Below are 18,660 nucleotides of genomic sequence, written 5' to 3'. Positions count from 1 at the left end.
AGATAATAAGCTCTCTCTATTATTTATTGATAACTATACTATAAATTAAATCCGCCAAAAGGAATTGGTATGAGAAAAGAGACTTTTAATAAAAAAATTATTCTACTGGGATTTGGTTGTATCGGACAAGCGATATTACCGTTATTGGTTAATCGATTAAATATTTCTCCAGCGCAAATTTTAATTATCACTGATGAAGATTTTGCAATTTCTCTTGCCCACAAATTTGCAGTTAATTTTTTTATTCAAAAGATTACGCAACAAAATTATATAGAAATTATCGGCAATCAACTCGCATCAGACGATGTAGTTATTGATGTTTCTATTGGTATTTCAAGTGCGGCTATGATTCAACTTTGCAATGAAAAACAGGCACTGTATATAAATGCTTCTATAGAAGAGTGGGGAGAAAGTCTTTTTGAAAAAAATATTCCTGAAGAAAGGACAAATTATTGGTTACGAGAAACAATTTTAAAATTAAAAAAAACAGTTAAAAAAACGGCTGTCCTTACTCATGGCGCTAATCCTGGATTGGTTTCTCATTTTGTGAAACAAGCTTTATTAAATATGGCCAAGGATAATAATTTGCAAATTTCTATGCCCAAAAATCAATTGGAATGGGCTAAACTTGCTTCTACACTTAATATTAAAGTAATTCACATTGCAGAACATGATACCCAAGTGACACGCCTCCCTAAAAAATTAGGAGAATTTGTTAATACATGGTCTATCAAAGGATTTATCGAGGAAATTAAACAACCTGTTGAAATAGGATGGGGCAGTCATGAGCGTCATTTTCCTAGCGGTGGAAAAATTCATTCGCAGGGAGAAAAATCAAGTATTTATATAGAGCGTCCCAGTGGTAGTTTTAAAATTCGTTCTTGGACCCCAAGCTTTGGTCCTTATCATGGATTTTTAATTACTCACCCAGAAACCACCGCGATTACGAGTTATTTAACCTTGAAATATAATCATGAAATTTTATATAGACCTACAGTTCTTTATGCTTATTGTCCTTGTCCGGATGCCATTTTATCGATTCATGAACTGCAAAGTAAAGAGTGGTTTCCCCAAAAAAATAGTCGGTTAATTGTTGACGAAATAGTAGAAGGAGTAGATGAGCTTGGTGTCTTACTCATGGGCAATTCTAAGGGAGCTTATTGGTTTGGCTCTACTTTGTCCATAGAATCAACTCGTGAAATAGTTTCTCATAATAATGCAACAAGTTTACAGGTTGTTGCGGGATTACTTAGTGGGATAATTTGGGCGATGCAACATCCTAACAAAGGCTTAGTGGAACCAGATGAGTTAGATTATGATGAGGTTTTACAAATTGCCTTACCTTATCTTGGGAAGGTAGGCGGTTACTATACTGATTGGACTCCTTTACAAAATAGGAAAAAACTATATTTTGAAGAATTGGATTTTTCCGATCCTTGGCAATTCATTAACATGCAGTCAAAATAAGCAAGACTCGAATTTTTGTAATGAAGCACAATATAGAGCATCTTACATTCAAGTAAAATCAATCTAATTGGTAAGAAGTCACCAAATAAACACCTAAAATTTTTCTGGATCGGCTGCTTCCCAATGAGTTCTATAACTTTTCGGAATCTCAGAACTTAATAGTTGTCCTGGTGTAAGATATTCGTAGATCTCATTAAAAGACTTAACTTCTTGCACACTCACTCTTCTCATAATATGGCTGGGTTGTAAATCACTGGGATTGTCTAAGCCTAACGATCCAACCATTTCTAAAAAGCTTTTCATGGTATTTTTATGGAAATTCGCGACTCGATATTTTTTTTCATCTACAACTAAACCATATTGTAAGCGTTTGCTTTGAGTTGCTACTCCTGTTGGGCAGGTATTAGCATTACATTGCTTGGTTTGTAAACATCCTGTAGCCATCATCATTGCTCTTGCTGAATTACACATATCCGCTCCTAAGGCGATATTAGTGAGCAAGTCAAACCCATTAGCGACTTTGCCACTACAGATAATGCGTATTTTGTCGCGTACATTAATCCCTACTAAGGCATTATGCACAAAAATTAATCCAGCCTCTAAAGGGGTGCCAATAAAATTGGTATATTCTACGGGTGCAGCCCCAGTGCCTCCTTCCGCCCCATCAACCGTAATAAAGTCTGGCAAGATGTTGGTTTTTAACATGGCCTTACAGATCGCGAGAAACTCATCTCTGCGACCGAGACATAGCTTGAACCCAACAGGTTTTCCATGAGACAAATCACGTAATTTTTTTATGAAATGTAGCAAACCAATAGGAGTAGTAAATGCAGTGTGAGCAATCGGTGATACAACGTCTTGACCCATAGAAACTTTTCTGACTTTCGCAATTTCCTCAGTAAGTTTAGCTGCGGGTAAGATCCCGCCATGAGAGGGTTTAGCGCCTTGAGAAAGTTTAAGTTCTATCATTTTTACTTCTTTACGGTTTGCTTCTACGGCAAATTCTTTTTCATTAAAATGCCCCTGCGCATCGCGGCAACCAAAATAGGCCGTACCTATTTGAAATATAATATCGCCGCCTTGGAGATGATAGGGACTTAACCCCCCTTCACCAGTAGATTGGGCAAAACCACCAATCATGGCTCCTTTATTCATGGCCATAATGGCCTTTCCTGACAAAGCACCAAAGCTCATGCCTGAAATATTAAATCGTGAGGCGCTATAAGGTTGCAAACAATCAGGACCTCCGACCATAATTCGTGACTCTACTTCTGAGTGATGCTTCGGATCTAAAGAGTGTAGCGCCCATGTGTAGCCCACACTTAAAATATCACGTTCTGTTCCATAAGGTATGGTGTCGCGCGTATTTTTTGCTCGTTCATAAATAAGCGAGCGTGTTTCACGATTAAATGGAAGTTCGCTTTCATCAGTAGCAATGAAATATTGTTGGACTTCAGGACGCAAGAACTCTAAAAAGTAGCGCACATGGCCCAAAACTGGGAAATTACGTAAAATGGTATGTTTCGTCTGTACTAAATCATAGATCCATAAGATTACCAGGGGAATAAGAAAAGCAACAAACCATCTAACATCACTCAGCATAATAAAAAAAGCAAGAGTAATTAATAGGGCTACTCCAAATCCTATATACCATTGGCGTCTCATTTTTAGTCCCTTTAATTGGTTATATTTTAGGTACACCTAGCCTATAACGTTACAGTAATGAAGAAATGCTCCGAAAGACGATTAATTTGTTTCCGGAATATTTTCTAGCAATTCGCCATCTACCATTTTATTAATTTTATTTTCTAATGAAGTAATAAATTGAGTTACTTGATGTTGCTGATAGGCCTGTTTATTTTTGCATAATATTAATTCATGGCTTATATCAAGAGCAGCAAGTAATAACGTTTGAAGATTATCAAGTTGTTTGGATTTCTTTTTATTGATAAGGATTTGGTTATTTAATTTCTGCGCTGCAAGATGTAAATTAGCCTCTTCGTTTTCAGGACACTTAATTTCATAAGTTGCATTAAGCAATTTAATGGTACATGTTTTCATATGAGACATAATAATAGACCTTTATAATTCCATTGAATTATAAGAATAGTAACAATTTTGCTTGCAAGCAGCAATTAGTAGGGTGAACGCTTGCATTAAATCGGTTATTATGGAGATCACTTTATATAAATGAGTTGAATATGTCTGAGAAAGAACATTTGCATTTGCCTAATTATGGCGAGTTTTCTACAACCATTAGTGTATTAAACTTACAGATATCTGCCAGTTTATTACATGGCGCGATGTGTGGCTATCTTTGTGCAGGCGCAGATATTCAAGGCGAAGCTTATTTACGTGCCTTATTGAATAATAAAAAAGATGAAGCAAGCCGTAATGCTGTTTTAGCGATGTTTGCTGTTTTTTCAATAAGTCAACAACAAATTTGTAGCTTAGATTTTGGATTTGAAATGATGCTTCCTGATGAGTATGAGCCTCTATTGGTCAGGGCACATGCTTTTAGTGAGTGGTGCCAAGGGTTTATTGAGTCGTTGAAGTTGGCAGGTATTGGCGTTGGACGATTCCATGACGAAGAAGCACAGGATGCATTTCAACATCTTATTGAATTTGCTGAGCTTGATTGTGACACAATAGATGTAGGCGAAGATGATGAACGTGCATTGATGGAAGTGAGCGAATATACTCGGATGGCAGTGCTGCGTTTGTATAGTGACTTGGTCATGGGTGAGCCTAGTGGGAATTCTGGAATAACGCATTAATAAGGGATTTTGATATGATTTCTCAACAAGAATATCAAACAAGAAGAAAAAATTTAACGCAAAGACTGCCCGAAGGAAGCATTGCAATTATCCCGGCAGCTCATGAGTGCTTACGTAATGGAGATGCCCATTATCGCTTTCGTCAGGAAAGTAATTTTTATTATTTGACCGGTTTTAATGAACCTGAAGCGTTGTTGATCCTGATCTCTGGAGCAGAGACACAAAGTATTTTATTTAATCGTCCACGTAATCCCATGGAGGAGCAATGGACTGGAAAGCGTTTAGGCCAGGATGGTGCTTTGTCTGAATTAGGAATGCATGCTGCTTTTCCTATAGGTTGTATTGCCGACGAATTGCCTAAATTATTAAGTGGAAAAACAGCAGTTTATTATGCTCTTGCACGTAATCCCGAAGTTGAGAAAATAATTATGCAAGCCTTGGAGAAGGTGAAAGGCCAAGTACGGCGTGGTATAAAAGTACCTGAGCAATTGTGTGATTTAGAACCTATATTAGGTGAAATGCGTTTATTCAAAAGTGAAGCGGAACTGGAGTTAATGCGTCAAGCAGCACATATTTCTGTTAAAGCCCATGAACAGGCTATGCGCCGTTGTAAGCATGTGGAACATGAATATCAGTTAGAAGCTGAGCTTGTCTATGAGTTTAGCCGTCAAGGTTGTCGTAGTGTTGCTTATGATCCTATTGTAGGTGGAGGAGAGAATGCGTGTATTTTGCATTATACGGACAACAACAAACCCTTACGAGAAGGTGATCTTGTTTTAATTGATGCGGGTGGTGAATATGAAAATTATGCTGCCGATATTACCCGCACATTTCCTGTGAATGGGAAATTTAGTGTGGAGCAAAAAAGTATTTATGAACTTGTGCTCAAAGCACAAAAAGCAGGAATTGCAGCAGTTAAGCCAGGATTTCCTTGGAATGAAATACAACAAATTATAGTACGTATTTTAACAGAAGGCTTATGTGAATTAGGTATTCTGCAAGGAAATGTGGATGAGTTGCTTGCTAAAGAAGCCTATAAACCCTTCTATATGCATAATTCAGGGCATTGGTTGGGATTAGATGTACATGATATCGGTCTTTACAAAATTAATGGTGAATGGCGTCCTTTGGAACCGGGAATGGTCTTAACTGTAGAACCTGGTTTATACATTAGTGCAAATACTCCTGGAGTAGATAAACGTTGGTGGGATATAGGGGTGCGTATTGAAGATGATGTGGTGGTGACTCAAACAGGCCATGAGGTAATAACCGCGGCGTTGCCTGTAGAGGTGCATGAGATTGAGGCATTAATGCGTGATTAATAGAGATATTGATATACTGGTTATTGGTGGTGGTTTAACAGGCGCAACTCTAATGCTTGCTTTGCAAGGATTAGGTTATCGCACTTTATTGGTAGAAGCGAAACCCTTTAGTGATAAAATAAAGCCTGATTTTGATGCACGTTCATTAGCACTATCACCAGCCAGTCGACGCATACTGACCATGCTTGGAGTTTGGGAACATCTTAAAGCTTATGTAACCCCTATAGAGATGATTCATGTCTCGGATCAACATCATTTTGGTGTTTCACGCTTACAAAGTCAAGTACATGAACCTTTAGGTTATGTTGTTGAAATGCAGCATATTAACCAGGCTTTGCATCAATTAGTACCTCAAGATCAGCTTATAACCCCCGCAACCCTACAGTCTTTGGATTATGAAAAATGCTCGGCGACCGTCCATACTGACTTAGGAGAAGTTACTCTTGCTGCTCGTTTAATTGTTGCGGCAGATGGGACCCAATCACGGGTACGTCGTTTTTGTAATTTATCGACTAAAGTGAAACAATACAATCAGCATGCCCTTGTTGCCAATGTGAGTTTACTTAAGCCGCATAAGCAATGTGCCTATGAGCGGTTTACAATTCATGGCCCCTTAGCGCTCTTACCTATGCAAGACGACCGAATGTCTTTAGTATGGGCAGTACCTCCTAAGGAGGCAGCGCATTTGTTATCTTTATCAGATGCAGATTTTTTAAAACAATTACAACACGCTTTTGGTTATCGTGCTGGTCGTTTTAATAAAATAGGTAAACGTTTTTCTTATCCTTTGCAGCAAGTTTTAATGCCGCAGCAAATTCGCTGGCCCATTGTTTTTGTTGGCAATGCAGCACATACGTTACACCCTGTAGCAGGACAAGGGTTTAATTTAGGACTTAGGGATGTGGCAATGTTGGCCCAATGCATTGCAGAGCAAGGGCTGACTGCAGAAATGCTCCTGCACTATGCGCACCTAAGAACGCACGATCAAAAAGCAATTACCTGCTTAACCGATGGTTTAATTCAAGTATTTACCAGCCGTTTACCAGGTATGGGTTTGATGCGTGGTTTAGGGTTAATTGCATTGGATAACATTCCTGTATTAAAAAATCTTTTGGCACGATATGCCCGTGGTTTTGGGGGGGTGATTCCTGATTTAGTGTGTGAAATTGCTTTAAGCGAGACGCAAAAACACGCTCCGCTTAAACGTTCGGAGACAAAATGAGTCTGGAATTTAATGTATTGGTAGTTGGCGGTGGCATTGTAGGGTTAGCTTCAGCTTTAGCTATGGCGCAGCGTGGCTATACTGTGGCCGTTATTGATGCAGGTTCATTAACAGCGGGTGCCTTACGTGCCGATACTCGTGTTTATGCCATCAATTATGCTTCACAAATGCTGTTACAACAATTAAATGTTTGGCACCATTTGGAAGAGTCAAGAGTTTCTCCCTATTGCCGTATGCATGTTTGGGACTTCGTAAGTGGTGCACATATTGATTTTGACTCACGCTATGTTGCTGAGCAAAACTTAGGTTTTATCATGGAAGAATCCATTCTTAAGTATGCTTTATTCAAGCAAATTGCCGTGCACCCTACAATTCATTTATTCCCAAATAGCTTTGTGGAAGCGGTAAGGTGTGACGATGATGAAGTTATTGTGAGCAACATGAAGCAAAGCTGGAAAGGGTTGCTATTAATGATCGCTGATGGAGCCCATTCTCCAGTACGACAAAAACTAAAAGTTGCCTTAACCAGCTGGTCTTATGATCAGCAAGCTTTGGTCGCTACAGTGTTTACTGAGAAAGAACATAAACAAACTGCTTTTCAAGTATTTCGTCCCGATGGACCTTTAGCATTTTTACCATTGGCAGATCCACATCAATGCTCCATTGTTTGGTCTACTGATTCCAATCATGCAAAAGAATTAATGAACCTCTCCGATCACGAATTTAATAAGTCACTTACCCAAGCCTTTGCTAAAAGATTAGGTCAAGTAGAAATAATGAGCATGCGCCATCAATTCTCTTTACATATGAGGCATGCAAAACAATATACCGGTAATCGTTGGCTGCTTCTTGGCGATGCCGCACATACAATTCACCCTTTGGCCGGTTTAGGTTTAAATGTTGGATTAGCTGATGTAAATTCCTGGACTCAGTGCTTGGATGCAGCTTCTGGTGGTCTTTGTTCGAAAAAAGCATTAGGCGCTTATCAACGCGAACGCAAGGCTGCTGTATGGCAAATTATATTGCTTATGGAGGGATTTAAACGCTTATTTGGTAATTCCTTTGGGCCTGTGGTTACTTTACGTAGTTTAGGTTTGGGATTGTGTAACGGATTTACCCCTATAAAACGTTTATTCATTCAACATGCTCGAGGCGTGTCAACCTAGTGACAATATGGTGTTTTATCATAACTCCCAGATGTGATTCCGAACCAAGAAAAAGTCGTACACTTAACGTAGAAGTTCAATTAAATTCAGAATGGTTTTGATACATTGTTGTGTCATTTAATTTTATTCAACCACGACTAGTTCAACCATATCAAAATCTTCCTTACAAGCGCCACATTCTGGGCAAAACCAGTCGTCTGGCACATCAGCCCAAAGTGTGCCCGGCTCAATTCCCTCTTCTGGCCATCCTTCTGCTTCGTCATATATAAAGCCACAAATAACGCAAATAAATTTTTTGTATTCCTGCATCACAATAACTCAAAAAAATTTAATTTATCTGTCCTAGTTCATGCAAAATCAAACTTCAGTTCTCCACATTCATTTTATGGAAATGAAATTGACTGTTGCCTAAAACAATTCAAAATCCAGTGGATACAAATAAACGCCCACTCTAATTAATTATAGACTACTATGAATTACTGAATTTTCATGAGGCCTAGAGTTCACTATATGAAACATGCCTGCACTAAGGCTATTCTCCTTTCTTATCTTTGGGTGCTATTACGCTTCAGAAACTGATTTATCCCTGCTCCTCTGATTTTGTTCCACACTGTTGGCACTTATCCACTTTGGAAAAAAAGGACCTAACTTTTGAATAAAATCATAGGCCATTAGTAATGCACCCAGTGCAAATAGAACATCACCTGGTAGTCTCAACCATTGCCATAATAGGGTTGTATTATAAAACTCAAGGCTTCGAGCATGAGCATAGCCATGCTCATAAACATCCATTAATTGCGACCAGCCAATAGGAAAAAAGTTTAAAATTATCCATAGGATGACCCCAAGGTTATATAACCAAAAAGCCCAGACCCCTAAGCGATCGCTCCATGAAGCATTCTCTCCTGCTGCATAACGTAAGCAAAAATAAATTAATCCAATACCCAGTAAACCAAAGGCACCGAACAAGGCAGTATGCGCATGATTCAAAGTAAGAAAAGTTCCATGCTCATAATAATTAATCAAGGGCGCATTGAGTGTCCCGCCACCAAATACTCCTGCACCAACAAAATTCCAAAATGAGGCGCCCAAAATATAGAGATAAGCGAGATTGTAAGTAAAATCCCCTTTACGTTTGATCAATTGACGTTCTTCAATTGCATCAATAATAAGAAGTACAAGAGGCAATACCTCAATGAAAGAAAACATGGAGCCAAGGGGTACCCATATATCTGGTGTTCCCGTCCAATACCAATGATGTCCGGTACCAATGACACCACCTAAAAAGATAAGAATGGTTTCAAACAACATAGCACGCTCTGCCAGAAGACGAGAAACCAAGCCGGTTCCCATTAAAAGATAGGCCGTAGCACATGCGGCAAAAAATTCAAAAGATTGCTCGACCCAAAGATGGACCACCCACCAACGCCAAAAGTCAGTAATGGTGAATGATTTTTCAATTCCAGTTAAAGGAATCATCCCAAAACAATATAAAATGGCAACATTTAATGTACTCGCCCAAAAAAGATGCTCCAAGCGAATTTTTCCCGTCCAAAATTCAACCGTAGCCTCTTTTAATCGACTCCAGGTTGGCCACATTCCGCGAAAAACAATAAAACTCCAAAGAAAAAGTCCAGCACAAAACCCAATTTGCCATAAACGGCCAAGTTGTAAGTACGCTAGGCCCTGATTGCCAATCCAAAACCAGAATTCATTCACATAGCCCATAATCCCTAAGTAATCGCCAATAATTGCGCCCCCTACGATAAAAAGAGTGATCCAAAATAATAGACTCACAAAAAAACCCTGATTTTTTGCTTCTTTTTTACTAATTAATGGAGCAAGAAAAACAGCAGAACTAATCCAGGAAAGAGCGATCCACACAATAGGGGTTTGGATGTGTACATCACGCAAAAAATTAAAAGGAAGAATTTCATTGATATTAATGCCATAAAAATCGGTACGCTTTGCATAGTAATGAGCTAATAATGCGCCAACACCAATTTGAACGAGCAGAACCAGAGCAACAATGATAAAATACTGTCCTACTTTTCGCTGGCTTGCTGTGAGTGGTGCAAAACCCAACAGCACTGGATTTTTGAGTGCATTATCTGGTGCACTCAGATATTGATGATAAATGTATAATACGAATCCAAAACCCAAAAATACAAAACAAAAAGAGATCCAGGTCCAGTAAAAAGTATGCGGCGTTGGATTATTCCCCATAGTCGGTTCATAGGGCCAATTATTGGTATAGGAGCTGTTTTGCCCCGGTCTATGAGCAATAGTAGTGAGTGAAGAATAGATTAGAAAATCCGCTGTTTGTATCGCACTTTTTGTATCTAGACTATATGCTTTCGTCCACCCCGTTTCTAAATTATGCTGGAGCAGGTTTTGTGAAATTTCAGTTTGTAGTTGTTGTATTGCTGTAGTTAGAGGTTGAGATAAAGTACTTGTTTGTTGACTGAGATCAATGTTTTGTAATTCGTGCTGCATCGTTTTACGCACCAGATATTGATCGCCTTCAGAAAGATTTGCAAATGATGTTCCAAAACGTTGTTTTCCTAGTTCATCCTCTATGATTCGTCCCAAACGTACCAGATATTTTGCTGTATAATCTTCTCCAAAATAGGAACCCATACCGTAGAGACTGCCATAATCCATAAGATCAGCACGCTGAAATCCTGCTTTACCTGCAACTATATCCTCTTCAGTCATAATGATTTGCCCTGAAGGGGATAAAAATTGTTGTGGCAACGGAGGGGCAAGTTGATACGTTTTATAAGTGCCCCACGCAAGAGCCATAAAACAAGCAATTGCCGTGAACAATAAAATCCATTTAAGTACGTTTGAAACAGAATCAGAATTTGAGTGAGCATTGATTGTAACTGGGGATGTATTACCCATTTGGCACATTCCTTATGCGAAACACGTTGTTTTAAATGATTAAGTCTCTAGATGAATAAAAAAGTCATCCTTAAAAATAAACTTACAGAAAAATAAGAGTGTAATTAATAGATAAGTTCTAAATAAAAATAACCCATCATTCTTTTATTTTTCTATTGATATTTATTAGGGCTGTTGACAATTCTCTTTTTAAGACCTGACATCCCCTGGCTTGTCCGCGGGATGTCGAGAACTGAATTGTCACTACCCCTAAGCATTTAACATCTCTCTAAGTACATGCTGTAAAATACCACCATTTTTGAAGTACGCCAATTCAGTTAACGTATCAATTCGCGAAATAAGGTTTATTTCTGTTTGTGTTCCATCTTCCTTACGAATTACCGCTTTTATCGATGCATGCGGTTTCAGTTGTTGGGCAAGATCTAAAATATCAATTTGTTCAGAACCTGTAATTTTTAGTGTGTTACGCGTGAATCCTTCAGAAAATTCCAGAGGAAGAATACCCATACCTATTAAATTTGAGCGATGAATTCGCTCAAAGCTTTCTGCAATAACAGCCACTATGCCTTGAAGCTTCGGCCCTTTTGCTGCCCAATCACGAGAAGATCCAGTCCCATATTCTTTTCCAGCAATAACAATTAAGGGAATATGTTCTTTTTTGTACCGCATTGCTGCATCATATATGGGTACTATATTACCAGTAGGAATATGTCGAGTTAAACCACCCTCAACACCCGGAACCATTTCATTTCTAATGCGGATGTTCGCAAACGTGCCACGAACCATCACCTCATGGTTACCTCGACGTGAACCATAAGAATTAAATTCTTTAGCAGCAATCCCTTGGGATTGAAGGTATTGTCCTGCGGGGCTATCTGGTTTAATTGAACCAGCAGGTGAAATATGATCGGTGGTGATACTATCACCAAACAGTGCAAGAATTCTAGCTTCTTTAATATCCTGTATTTTTTCTGGCATCACATCCATTGCCTCAAAAAATGGTGGATGTTGAATATAGGTAGAATCAGATTGCCAAACATAAGTATCAGATTCATCAATTGTCATGGCCTGCCATTCTTCAGTACCATTAAAGATATGAGCGTAAGTTTCATGAAACATGTGCTTGGTTATTTTTGCTACTTCATGGGCAATTTCATTATTTGTTGGCCATAAATCCTTAAGATAAACAGGATTTCCTGTCTTATCAACTCCCAGAGGCTCGTGAGTTAAATCAAATAAAGTTGTTCCAGCAAGAGCAAAGGCTACAACAAGTGGGGGAGATGCGAGCCAATTAGCTTTCACCAGTGGATGGATCCGTCCTTCAAAATTACGATTACCAGACAGTACTGCAGACACAATCAAATCATGATGAATCACGGTTTTCTCAACAGATTCAAGAAGTGGGCCTGAGTTACCAATGCACGTCGTACAACCATAACCTACTAAGGTAAATCCTAATTCATTAAGATAGTCTTGTAAGCCTGTTTGCTCTAAATATCGAGTAACTACCTGAGAGCCTGGAGCAAATGAGGTTTTGACCCATGATTTTCTTTTCAAACCTTTTTCAACTGCTTTTTTTGCTAACAATCCAGCAGCAATAAGCACGTTGGGGTTTGACGTATTGGTGCAACTGGTAATCGCAGCAATGACCACATCACCATGATGTAATTCATAACCCGCACCAGTACTAAATGCCTTATACTTTTCGTCACTTCGACTACTTTCAGCTAGAAATTGATCCATGATGTGAACCAGATTGGATAACTCAACATAATCTTGTGGACGTTTTGGCCCCGCCATGCAAGGACGAATTGTTGCTAAATCCAGGGTGATAACATCCGTATAAACAGGTTCCACTTGGCCCAACTCATGCCATAAACCTTGAGTTTTGGCATAGGCCTCAACCAAAGCAATGGTTTGCTTGTCTCTTCCGCTTAAATGTAAGTAATCAAGCGTTGTTTGGTCAATTGGAAAAAAACCACAGGTTGCACCATACTCAGGCGCCATATTACTGATGGTGGCTCGATCAGCAATGGATAATTCAGCTAATCCTTCTCCAAAAAACTCAACAAATTTACCCACTACCCCTGTTTTGCGTAGAAGTTGAGTAATCGAAAGCACGAGATCTGTTGCTGTCACACCTTCTTGCAAGTGACCTGTTAATTTGACACCCATAACTTCTGGAATGAGCATTGAAATGGGTTGTCCTAGCATCGCGGCTTCCGCTTCAATACCCCCAACGCCCCATCCTAATACACCAAGGCCATTGATCATAGTCGTATGGCTGTCTGTGCCGACCAATGTATCTGGAAAAGCATAAGCTTTTCCATTGATTTCTTGGCTCCAAACCGTCTTCGCCAAATATTCCAAATTTACTTGGTGGCATATTCCCGTATCCGGTGGCACTACACGAAAATTTTGAAAGGCTTTTTGTCCCCAACGTAAAAATTTATAGCGTTCATAATTTCGCTCCATTTCTTTTTGGGCATTGATAGTAAATGCATCGGAATCAAGAAAATGATCGACCTGTATGGAATGATCAATGACCAAATCAACCGCAGTCAATGGGTTGATTTGTTGCGTATCTCCTCCCATTTCTTTAATGGCATCACGCATTGCTGCGAGATCAACGATGGCAGGAACACCGGTAAAATCTTGCATCAATACACGCGCAGGTCGATAGGCAATTTCACGATCGGAAGCTTTATCTTGTAACCAATCAACAAGTGCTTTGACATCATCTACAGTAACCGTATGCCCATCTAAATGACGAAGTAAATTTTCTAGAAGAATTTTCAAAGTATAGGGCAGCTGCGATAACCCTTTAAGGCCTGCACGTTCTGCTTCTGGTAAACTGTAGTAATGATATTCCATGCCATTTATTACCAGAGATTGTTGTATTTTTTGGTGAAATTCCTTTTCTAAAATAATGGATGATGCAATGGCCGGTTTTTTAATTTCATGCTCTTGGGTGATCCAAGAAGGGGGATCGCTTGCAGGAAATGATGCTTCTGATGATTCATTGATGATTGTTTGGGCGTTTTTTGCGTGGGAGCCTTTGAACCAAGCCATCCATTTTTTTATTAGCATTTGGACATCTCCTGATGTTACTGCGCGTGATGAAGGAGTATATTGAGTAATGCAACTGCATTATTGTGTTCTACTTCTTTAGAAGCAAACAGTAGTGTAACTTTTTGTTGTTTTGCTTTTTCTTTAATTGAATTAAGTAATTCATGCTTCTCTTCTAATTCTTTTGCATAACGCTTTTGAAACTCTGCCCATTTGTGAGCATCATGGTTAAACCACTTTCTTAGCGCATCACTCGGTGCAATCTCTTTGAGCCATAAATCAATAGCAGCATCCTCTTTCTTAATGCCACGTGGCCATAGTTTGTCGACCAATATCCTAAATCCATCTGTTTTTTTGGGTTCCTCATAAATCCTTTTAAGTTCAATGTTTGGCATTTTAGAGTACTCCTTTCTCATCAAGTTTTTGCAATAATAAATGAAAATAAACTAAACCGGCATAAGGGTGCCATAGCGCAGTAATTTCTGAAGTTTTTTTATAATTGAGCTTCTCCTCAAGGTGAAGGAACTTATGTAAATTATTTTGTGCGCCGATGTCATCTCCTGGAAAAACATCAATTCTTCCTAACCCGCGCAATAAAATATATTCAGCAGTCCAACGACCGATCCCTTTAAATTGACAGAGAAATTGAATCACCTCATCATTGGGTTTCCCCTCCAAACGATTAAAGGCAGCTTGCTCTTCTATAAGCGCTGATGCCAAGCGAAGAATTGTTTCACTTTTATGGGTGCTATAGCCTATTTTTTTTAGTTCAACAACGGAACAATGACACACATCCTCTGCGCTTGGAAATGCATACAACACTTGATTATTATGATTCATTTTCATGCCAATATATTGAACCAATCGATTTTGAATGTGTAAGCCTGCATCAAGAGATATTTGTTGGCATGAAATCGCATTAATTAGCGCTTCAAAAAGAGAAGGAAAACGAGGTGGTTTGACGCCCATAAATTGAAATACCAGTGGACTCAATCGTGTATCCTCTTCGGCCATTTTATAAAAATCAGTAAGATCTCGCTTGAGTCCCAACATCATTTCGATAAGGTGCTTTATTTTTTCTTGAACTACAGGATGAATGGGCTTGTCGAGTGATACAAGAATCTCTGGATTATTAAAGCTATTTGTTTGCTTAACCATCACTTTAATGGGTTTATTGTCCAGGTTAAATATGCGCGTATAGTATTGGCCATCCCAACGATCAACACTATTTTTACTTCTTCTGCGTAATGTGAAAACGGTATAATCCAATCGATAGGGAGCGATAGGATGTAATGTAAATGAGGCATTCATATTCATTCCCTATAGTTCTTAATACACCCTTTCAGTCGGCTTAAATGGGTCGACCGTTAGAGGTTTCATATTGACTGGACGATAGTTTGTCTTTCCGTCGGAATAACATAATAAATGCTTTAACCAGTTTTTATCATCACGTTTAGGATAATCTTCCCGACTGTGCGCGCCTCGACTTTCCTTACGTGTCAATGCAGCGACTGCTGTGACAAACGCTACTTCCATGAGATTATCGAGTTCCAATGCCTGAATACGTGCTGTATTAAAAACTTGGCTATTATCAGTCAATGCAGCATGTTTTAATCGTTCACGTAAATCGTTTAGTTTTTTAAGTCCTTCAATCATTGGTTCTTCTTGTCTGAATACGCCAAAATCTCTTTGCATCGCTTTTTGCATTTCTTGCCGAATAGCAGTAACGCTTTCTCCGTTGGAGGTGTTATTCCACCGATTTATGCGAACTAGGGCGGCTTCAATATCGCTTTCACTGATTTTAGAATGGGTTAAACCCTCTTTAATTGATTGTTCTGCATGTAGACCCGCTGCGCGACCAAATACCACTAAATCCAATAATGAATTACTTCCCAAGCGATTAGCACCGTGCACTGACACACTAGCGCATTCACCAATCGCATAAAGACCTTCAATAATTACATCCTTATCTTCAGGCCCTAAGGTCAACGCTTGTCCGTGTACATTGGTTGGTATCCCACCCATCATATAATGACAAGTTGGTGTTACAGGGATTAACTCAGCAAGGGGATCAACATGAGCAAAGGTTATTGCCAACTCTCTTATTCCAGGTAAACGTGAATTAATAATATCCGCACCTAAGTGGTCGAGTTTTAATTTAACATAATCAATACCTTCTGGATTATACCCATTCCCTGCGCGTAGCTCTAAAGCTATGGCACGAGAGACTACATCGCGAGAGGCAAGATCTTTGGCATGAGGTGCGTAACGCTCCATAAACCGCTCTCCATGTTTATTCAGCAAATAACCACCCTCACCGCGTACACCTTCGGTAATTAATATGCCAACCCCAGGGATCCCCGTTGGATGAAATTGCCACATTTCAATATCTTGCAATGGAAATCCAGCACGTAATACCATACCTAAGCCATCACCCGTATTAATCAGTGCATTGGTGGATGAAGCATAAATTCGTCCTGCGCCACCCGTAGCAAGAATTGTGTTTTTGGCATTAAAAAAGGCCATTTCTCCTGTTTCAACGCATAATGCGATGACACCCGCAATTTGGTTCTGTGAATTTTTTACTAGGTCAATAGCAAACCACTCATTAAAAAAATGGGTTTTTGCTTTGATATTATTTTGAAATAAAGTATGCAGTAAAGCATGTCCAGTACGATCGGCTACAGCACAAGTGCGATGTGCTATGTCTTTCCCAAAGTGAATTGTTTGGCCACCAAAGGCACGTTGATATATTTTCCCATTATCCAAGCGTGAAAAAGGCATACCCATGTGTTCCAGCTCATACATTGCACTAGGTGCCATCTGGCACATGTATTCGATACTGTCTTGATCGCCTAAATAATCAGAACCTTTAATCGTATCATACATATGCCAACGCCAATCATCTTCATGTACATTGCCTAATGCGGCAGCAATACCACCTTGTGCAGAAACTGTGTGTGAACGTGTTGGATAAACCTTTGAAAGAACTGCAACTTTGAGTCCCGAATGTGCAAGATGAAGCGAAGCCCTCATTCCTGCACCACCTGCACCCACAATAACTGCATCGAATGTATAAGTTGTTAACATAGTCATGCTCTCATTTAAGTAGTTTCCATAAAATTTCTACACCCCAAAAGAAATAAATAAATAGCGTCAAAATGACCAAGACTTGGAGGCTTAAGCGCGGGACAATAGGATTTATATAATCCGTGATGACAGTCCAGATCCCAATCCAGGCATGCACAAATAAACTCAACAAAGCAATGAGCGTAAATACTTGCATCCATGTAGTTGAAAAAAATTGGCGTAACCCAAGGTAATTAAGATGTGGATGAAGAATAAAAAAACCGAATAACACTAAAAAATAAGCTGCCACGATGAGTGCTGAAAAACGTTGTACTAGCCAATCTCGCAAACCATTTCCCGTTAAACTCATTTCTGTAATCAACTTGTTTACCATAACCAACTCCCTATGAAGAGTGCGACGATGAGAGTAAATGCTAGGATTACTCCTCCACTGAAACGCGCATTTTTTAGGCTTTCACCTATGCCAACATCCATGAGTAAATGACGAATGCCAGCGAGAAGGTGATACCAAAAGGCTACTAAAAAAAACCATAGTATTAATTTAGCAAACGGATTTGTTAATATTGCAACGATGTAGGTAAAGCCATCTGGGGAAGTTGTGGCAGTTTCAAGCATCCATAATAGAAATGGAATCAGTAAAAACAAAAAAACTCCAGAAATTCGATGCAAGATTGAGATAATTGCTGTAAAAGGATAACTGAACGTCAGTAAATCAAAATTACGAAATTTTTGCTGATTCATATAAGTTCCTTGAATAAGAGTTAAGATCCTTTTTTGGTCATTAAACGACGAATATCTGCAATCGCTTCTGCAGGATTTAAATGTTTAGGGCAAACCACAGTACAATTCATAATGGTACGGCATCGATAAACACTAAAGGGATCCTGTAAATTGGCTAAACGCTCCTCTGCTGCTGTATCACGACTGTCTTGCAGGAAGCGATTAGCTGATAATAACCCTGCAGGACCGATAAATTTTTCTGGATTCCACCAGGAAGAGGGGCAGTTACTGGTACAGCAAGCACATAAAATGCATTCATAAAGTCCGTCTAATTTGGCACGTTCTTCTGGTGTTTGCAGTCGCTCTTTCAAAGGAGGTTCAGAGTCATTTTGTAAATAGGGTTTAACCCGTTCGTATTGTTTGAAAAATAACGTAAAATCCACCACTAAATCGCGAATAATCGTGAAACTTATTAATGGCCTTATCACAATAGGTGGTGTTAGAGATGAAATTGAGGTGATGCACGCTAAACGATTTAATCCATTAATGTTCATACCATCGGAACCACAAACCCCTTCGCGACATGATGCACGAAAAGCTAAAGTTTCATCCTGCTCTTTTATTAGTTGCAGTGCATCCAATACCATCATGCTGGAATCGGGTGGGATATCTAAATCGTAGTCTTTTACATAGGGTTTTGCATCCGTTTCGGGATTATAACGGTAAATAGAAAAACGCATTCAAGACCTCCTATCTTTTTAAAATGCAACTACATCCATGTAGGTTAAGTATGGCATTAATACTCAGAAAATTCTTCGGTACGGATATGGTCATTATCAATACCGGCTTCTTTGAGCATCTGACACATTGCGGTGACCATAGCAGCTGGAGGTCATCGTTGGACTCAGTTTATAATTTGG

The 18,660-nt window shown here is 39.2% G+C and carries 16 protein-coding genes; 5 read left to right on the top strand and 11 right to left on the bottom strand.

Features of this window, described 5'->3' with window-relative positions:
- Positions 1–69 precede the first annotated feature (69 nt).
- Positions 70–1,467, top strand: coding sequence for a saccharopine dehydrogenase C-terminal domain-containing protein (locus tag DYH34_RS16925; RefSeq protein WP_058465809.1), 1,398 nt, complete (start codon positions 70–72; stop codon positions 1,465–1,467).
- A 93-nt stretch (positions 1,468–1,560) separates the two neighbouring features.
- Here the strand turns inward: DYH34_RS16925 and DYH34_RS16920 are convergent, their stop codons facing one another.
- Both DYH34_RS16920 and DYH34_RS16915 read right to left on the bottom strand, forming a co-directional pair.
- Positions 1,561–3,132 (bottom strand): FMN-binding glutamate synthase family protein, encoded by a 1,572-nt coding sequence (locus DYH34_RS16920; RefSeq protein WP_058465808.1) that lies wholly within the window; start codon positions 3,130–3,132, stop codon positions 1,561–1,563.
- An 81-nt stretch (positions 3,133–3,213) separates the two neighbouring features.
- On the bottom strand, positions 3,214–3,537 hold the full coding sequence (locus tag DYH34_RS16915) for a cell division protein ZapA (RefSeq protein WP_058465807.1): 324 nt from the start codon (positions 3,535–3,537) through the stop codon (positions 3,214–3,216).
- 131 nt (positions 3,538–3,668) lie between these two features.
- Here DYH34_RS16915 and DYH34_RS16910 point away from each other — a divergent pair, with 131 nt between their 5' ends.
- Genes DYH34_RS16910 through DYH34_RS16895 form a run of 4 tightly spaced genes read left to right on the top strand, consistent with a single transcriptional unit; the run spans position 3,669 to position 7,954 of the window.
- A complete protein-coding gene (locus DYH34_RS16910; protein WP_058465806.1) occupies positions 3,669–4,244 on the top strand; it encodes a UPF0149 family protein in 576 nt (191 codons plus the stop codon).
- A 14-nt stretch (positions 4,245–4,258) separates the two neighbouring features.
- Positions 4,259–5,566: a Xaa-Pro aminopeptidase gene (gene pepP / locus DYH34_RS16905; RefSeq protein ID WP_058465805.1), complete on the top strand. Its 1,308-nt coding sequence runs from the start codon at positions 4,259–4,261 to the stop codon at positions 5,564–5,566.
- The gene (gene ubiH / locus DYH34_RS16900; protein WP_058465804.1) at positions 5,559–6,788 is read left to right on the top strand and encodes a 2-octaprenyl-6-methoxyphenyl hydroxylase; all 1,230 of its coding nucleotides are present in this window, start codon (positions 5,559–5,561) and stop codon (positions 6,786–6,788) included. The genes pepP and ubiH overlap by 8 nt, the downstream gene beginning before the upstream one ends.
- Complete coding sequence (locus DYH34_RS16895) at positions 6,785–7,954, top strand: FAD-dependent oxidoreductase (RefSeq protein ID WP_058465803.1); 1,170 nt, start codon at positions 6,785–6,787, stop codon at positions 7,952–7,954. The genes ubiH and DYH34_RS16895 overlap by 4 nt, the downstream gene beginning before the upstream one ends.
- A gap of 123 nt (positions 7,955–8,077) precedes the next feature.
- Here DYH34_RS16895 and DYH34_RS16890 read toward each other — a convergent pair whose 3' ends face one another.
- The 9 genes from DYH34_RS16890 to DYH34_RS16850 form a co-directional block, all read right to left on the bottom strand.
- Positions 8,078–8,263, bottom strand: coding sequence for a rubredoxin (locus tag DYH34_RS16890; protein ID WP_058465802.1), 186 nt, complete (start codon positions 8,261–8,263; stop codon positions 8,078–8,080).
- Positions 8,264–8,515: 252 nt separating this feature from the next.
- On the bottom strand, positions 8,516–10,861 hold the full coding sequence (locus DYH34_RS16885; RefSeq protein WP_420795584.1) for a nitric-oxide reductase large subunit: 2,346 nt from the start codon (positions 10,859–10,861) through the stop codon (positions 8,516–8,518).
- Between the two features lie 249 nt (positions 10,862–11,110).
- Complete coding sequence (gene acnA, locus DYH34_RS16880; protein WP_083502792.1) at positions 11,111–13,951, bottom strand: aconitate hydratase AcnA; 2,841 nt, start codon at positions 13,949–13,951, stop codon at positions 11,111–11,113.
- Between the two features lie 17 nt (positions 13,952–13,968).
- Positions 13,969–14,325, bottom strand: a complete 357-nt coding sequence (locus DYH34_RS16875) for a DUF488 domain-containing protein (RefSeq protein WP_058465800.1) — start codon at positions 14,323–14,325, stop codon at positions 13,969–13,971.
- Position 14,326: 1 nt separating this feature from the next.
- Positions 14,327–15,241 (bottom strand): DNA-3-methyladenine glycosylase family protein, encoded by a 915-nt coding sequence (locus DYH34_RS16870; protein WP_058465799.1) that lies wholly within the window; start codon positions 15,239–15,241, stop codon positions 14,327–14,329.
- 18 nt (positions 15,242–15,259) lie between these two features.
- The gene (gene sdhA, locus DYH34_RS16865; RefSeq protein WP_420795583.1) at positions 15,260–17,026 is read right to left on the bottom strand and encodes a succinate dehydrogenase flavoprotein subunit; all 1,767 of its coding nucleotides are present in this window, start codon (positions 17,024–17,026) and stop codon (positions 15,260–15,262) included.
- Positions 17,027–17,030: 4 nt separating this feature from the next.
- A complete protein-coding gene (gene sdhD, locus DYH34_RS16860; protein ID WP_058465797.1) occupies positions 17,031–17,393 on the bottom strand; it encodes a succinate dehydrogenase, hydrophobic membrane anchor protein in 363 nt (120 codons plus the stop codon).
- Positions 17,387–17,761, bottom strand: coding sequence for a succinate dehydrogenase, cytochrome b556 subunit (gene sdhC / locus DYH34_RS16855; protein WP_058465796.1), 375 nt, complete (start codon positions 17,759–17,761; stop codon positions 17,387–17,389). The genes sdhD and sdhC overlap by 7 nt, the downstream gene beginning before the upstream one ends.
- Before the next feature lie 20 nt (positions 17,762–17,781).
- The gene (locus DYH34_RS16850; protein WP_058465795.1) at positions 17,782–18,480 is read right to left on the bottom strand and encodes a succinate dehydrogenase iron-sulfur subunit; all 699 of its coding nucleotides are present in this window, start codon (positions 18,478–18,480) and stop codon (positions 17,782–17,784) included.
- Between the last annotated feature and the right edge of the window lie 180 nt (positions 18,481–18,660).

Source organism: Legionella cincinnatiensis, from assembly GCF_900452415.1.
GTDB lineage: Bacteria > Pseudomonadota > Gammaproteobacteria > Legionellales > Legionellaceae > Legionella > Legionella cincinnatiensis.
The sequence above is the reverse complement of the archived record's forward strand: the minus strand, read 5'-3'. Positions and strand labels throughout refer to the sequence as shown.

Coding starts and splice junctions, on each gene's coding strand:
- sdhC (WP_058465796.1), bottom strand. CDS start 17,761: ATGAATCAGCAAAAATTTCGTAATTTTGATTTACTGACGTTCAGTTAT.
- sdhA (WP_420795583.1), bottom strand. CDS start 17,026: ATGACTATGTTAACAACTTATACATTCGATGCAGTTATTGTGGGTGCA.
- DYH34_RS16870 (WP_058465799.1), bottom strand. CDS start 15,241: ATGAATGCCTCATTTACATTACATCCTATCGCTCCCTATCGATTGGAT.
- pepP (WP_058465805.1), top strand. CDS start 4,259: ATGATTTCTCAACAAGAATATCAAACAAGAAGAAAAAATTTAACGCAA.
- DYH34_RS16885 (WP_420795584.1), bottom strand. CDS start 10,861: ATGGGTAATACATCCCCAGTTACAATCAATGCTCACTCAAATTCTGAT.
- DYH34_RS16895 (WP_058465803.1), top strand. CDS start 6,785: ATGAGTCTGGAATTTAATGTATTGGTAGTTGGCGGTGGCATTGTAGGG.
- DYH34_RS16925 (WP_058465809.1), top strand. CDS start 70: ATGAGAAAAGAGACTTTTAATAAAAAAATTATTCTACTGGGATTTGGT.
- DYH34_RS16850 (WP_058465795.1), bottom strand. CDS start 18,480: ATGCGTTTTTCTATTTACCGTTATAATCCCGAAACGGATGCAAAACCC.
- sdhD (WP_058465797.1), bottom strand. CDS start 17,393: ATGGTAAACAAGTTGATTACAGAAATGAGTTTAACGGGAAATGGTTTG.
- DYH34_RS16890 (WP_058465802.1), bottom strand. CDS start 8,263: ATGCAGGAATACAAAAAATTTATTTGCGTTATTTGTGGCTTTATATAT.
- DYH34_RS16920 (WP_058465808.1), bottom strand. CDS start 3,132: ATGAGACGCCAATGGTATATAGGATTTGGAGTAGCCCTATTAATTACT.
- DYH34_RS16915 (WP_058465807.1), bottom strand. CDS start 3,537: ATGTCTCATATGAAAACATGTACCATTAAATTGCTTAATGCAACTTAT.
- DYH34_RS16910 (WP_058465806.1), top strand. CDS start 3,669: ATGTCTGAGAAAGAACATTTGCATTTGCCTAATTATGGCGAGTTTTCT.
- DYH34_RS16875 (WP_058465800.1), bottom strand. CDS start 14,325: ATGCCAAACATTGAACTTAAAAGGATTTATGAGGAACCCAAAAAAACA.
- acnA (WP_083502792.1), bottom strand. CDS start 13,951: ATGCTAATAAAAAAATGGATGGCTTGGTTCAAAGGCTCCCACGCAAAA.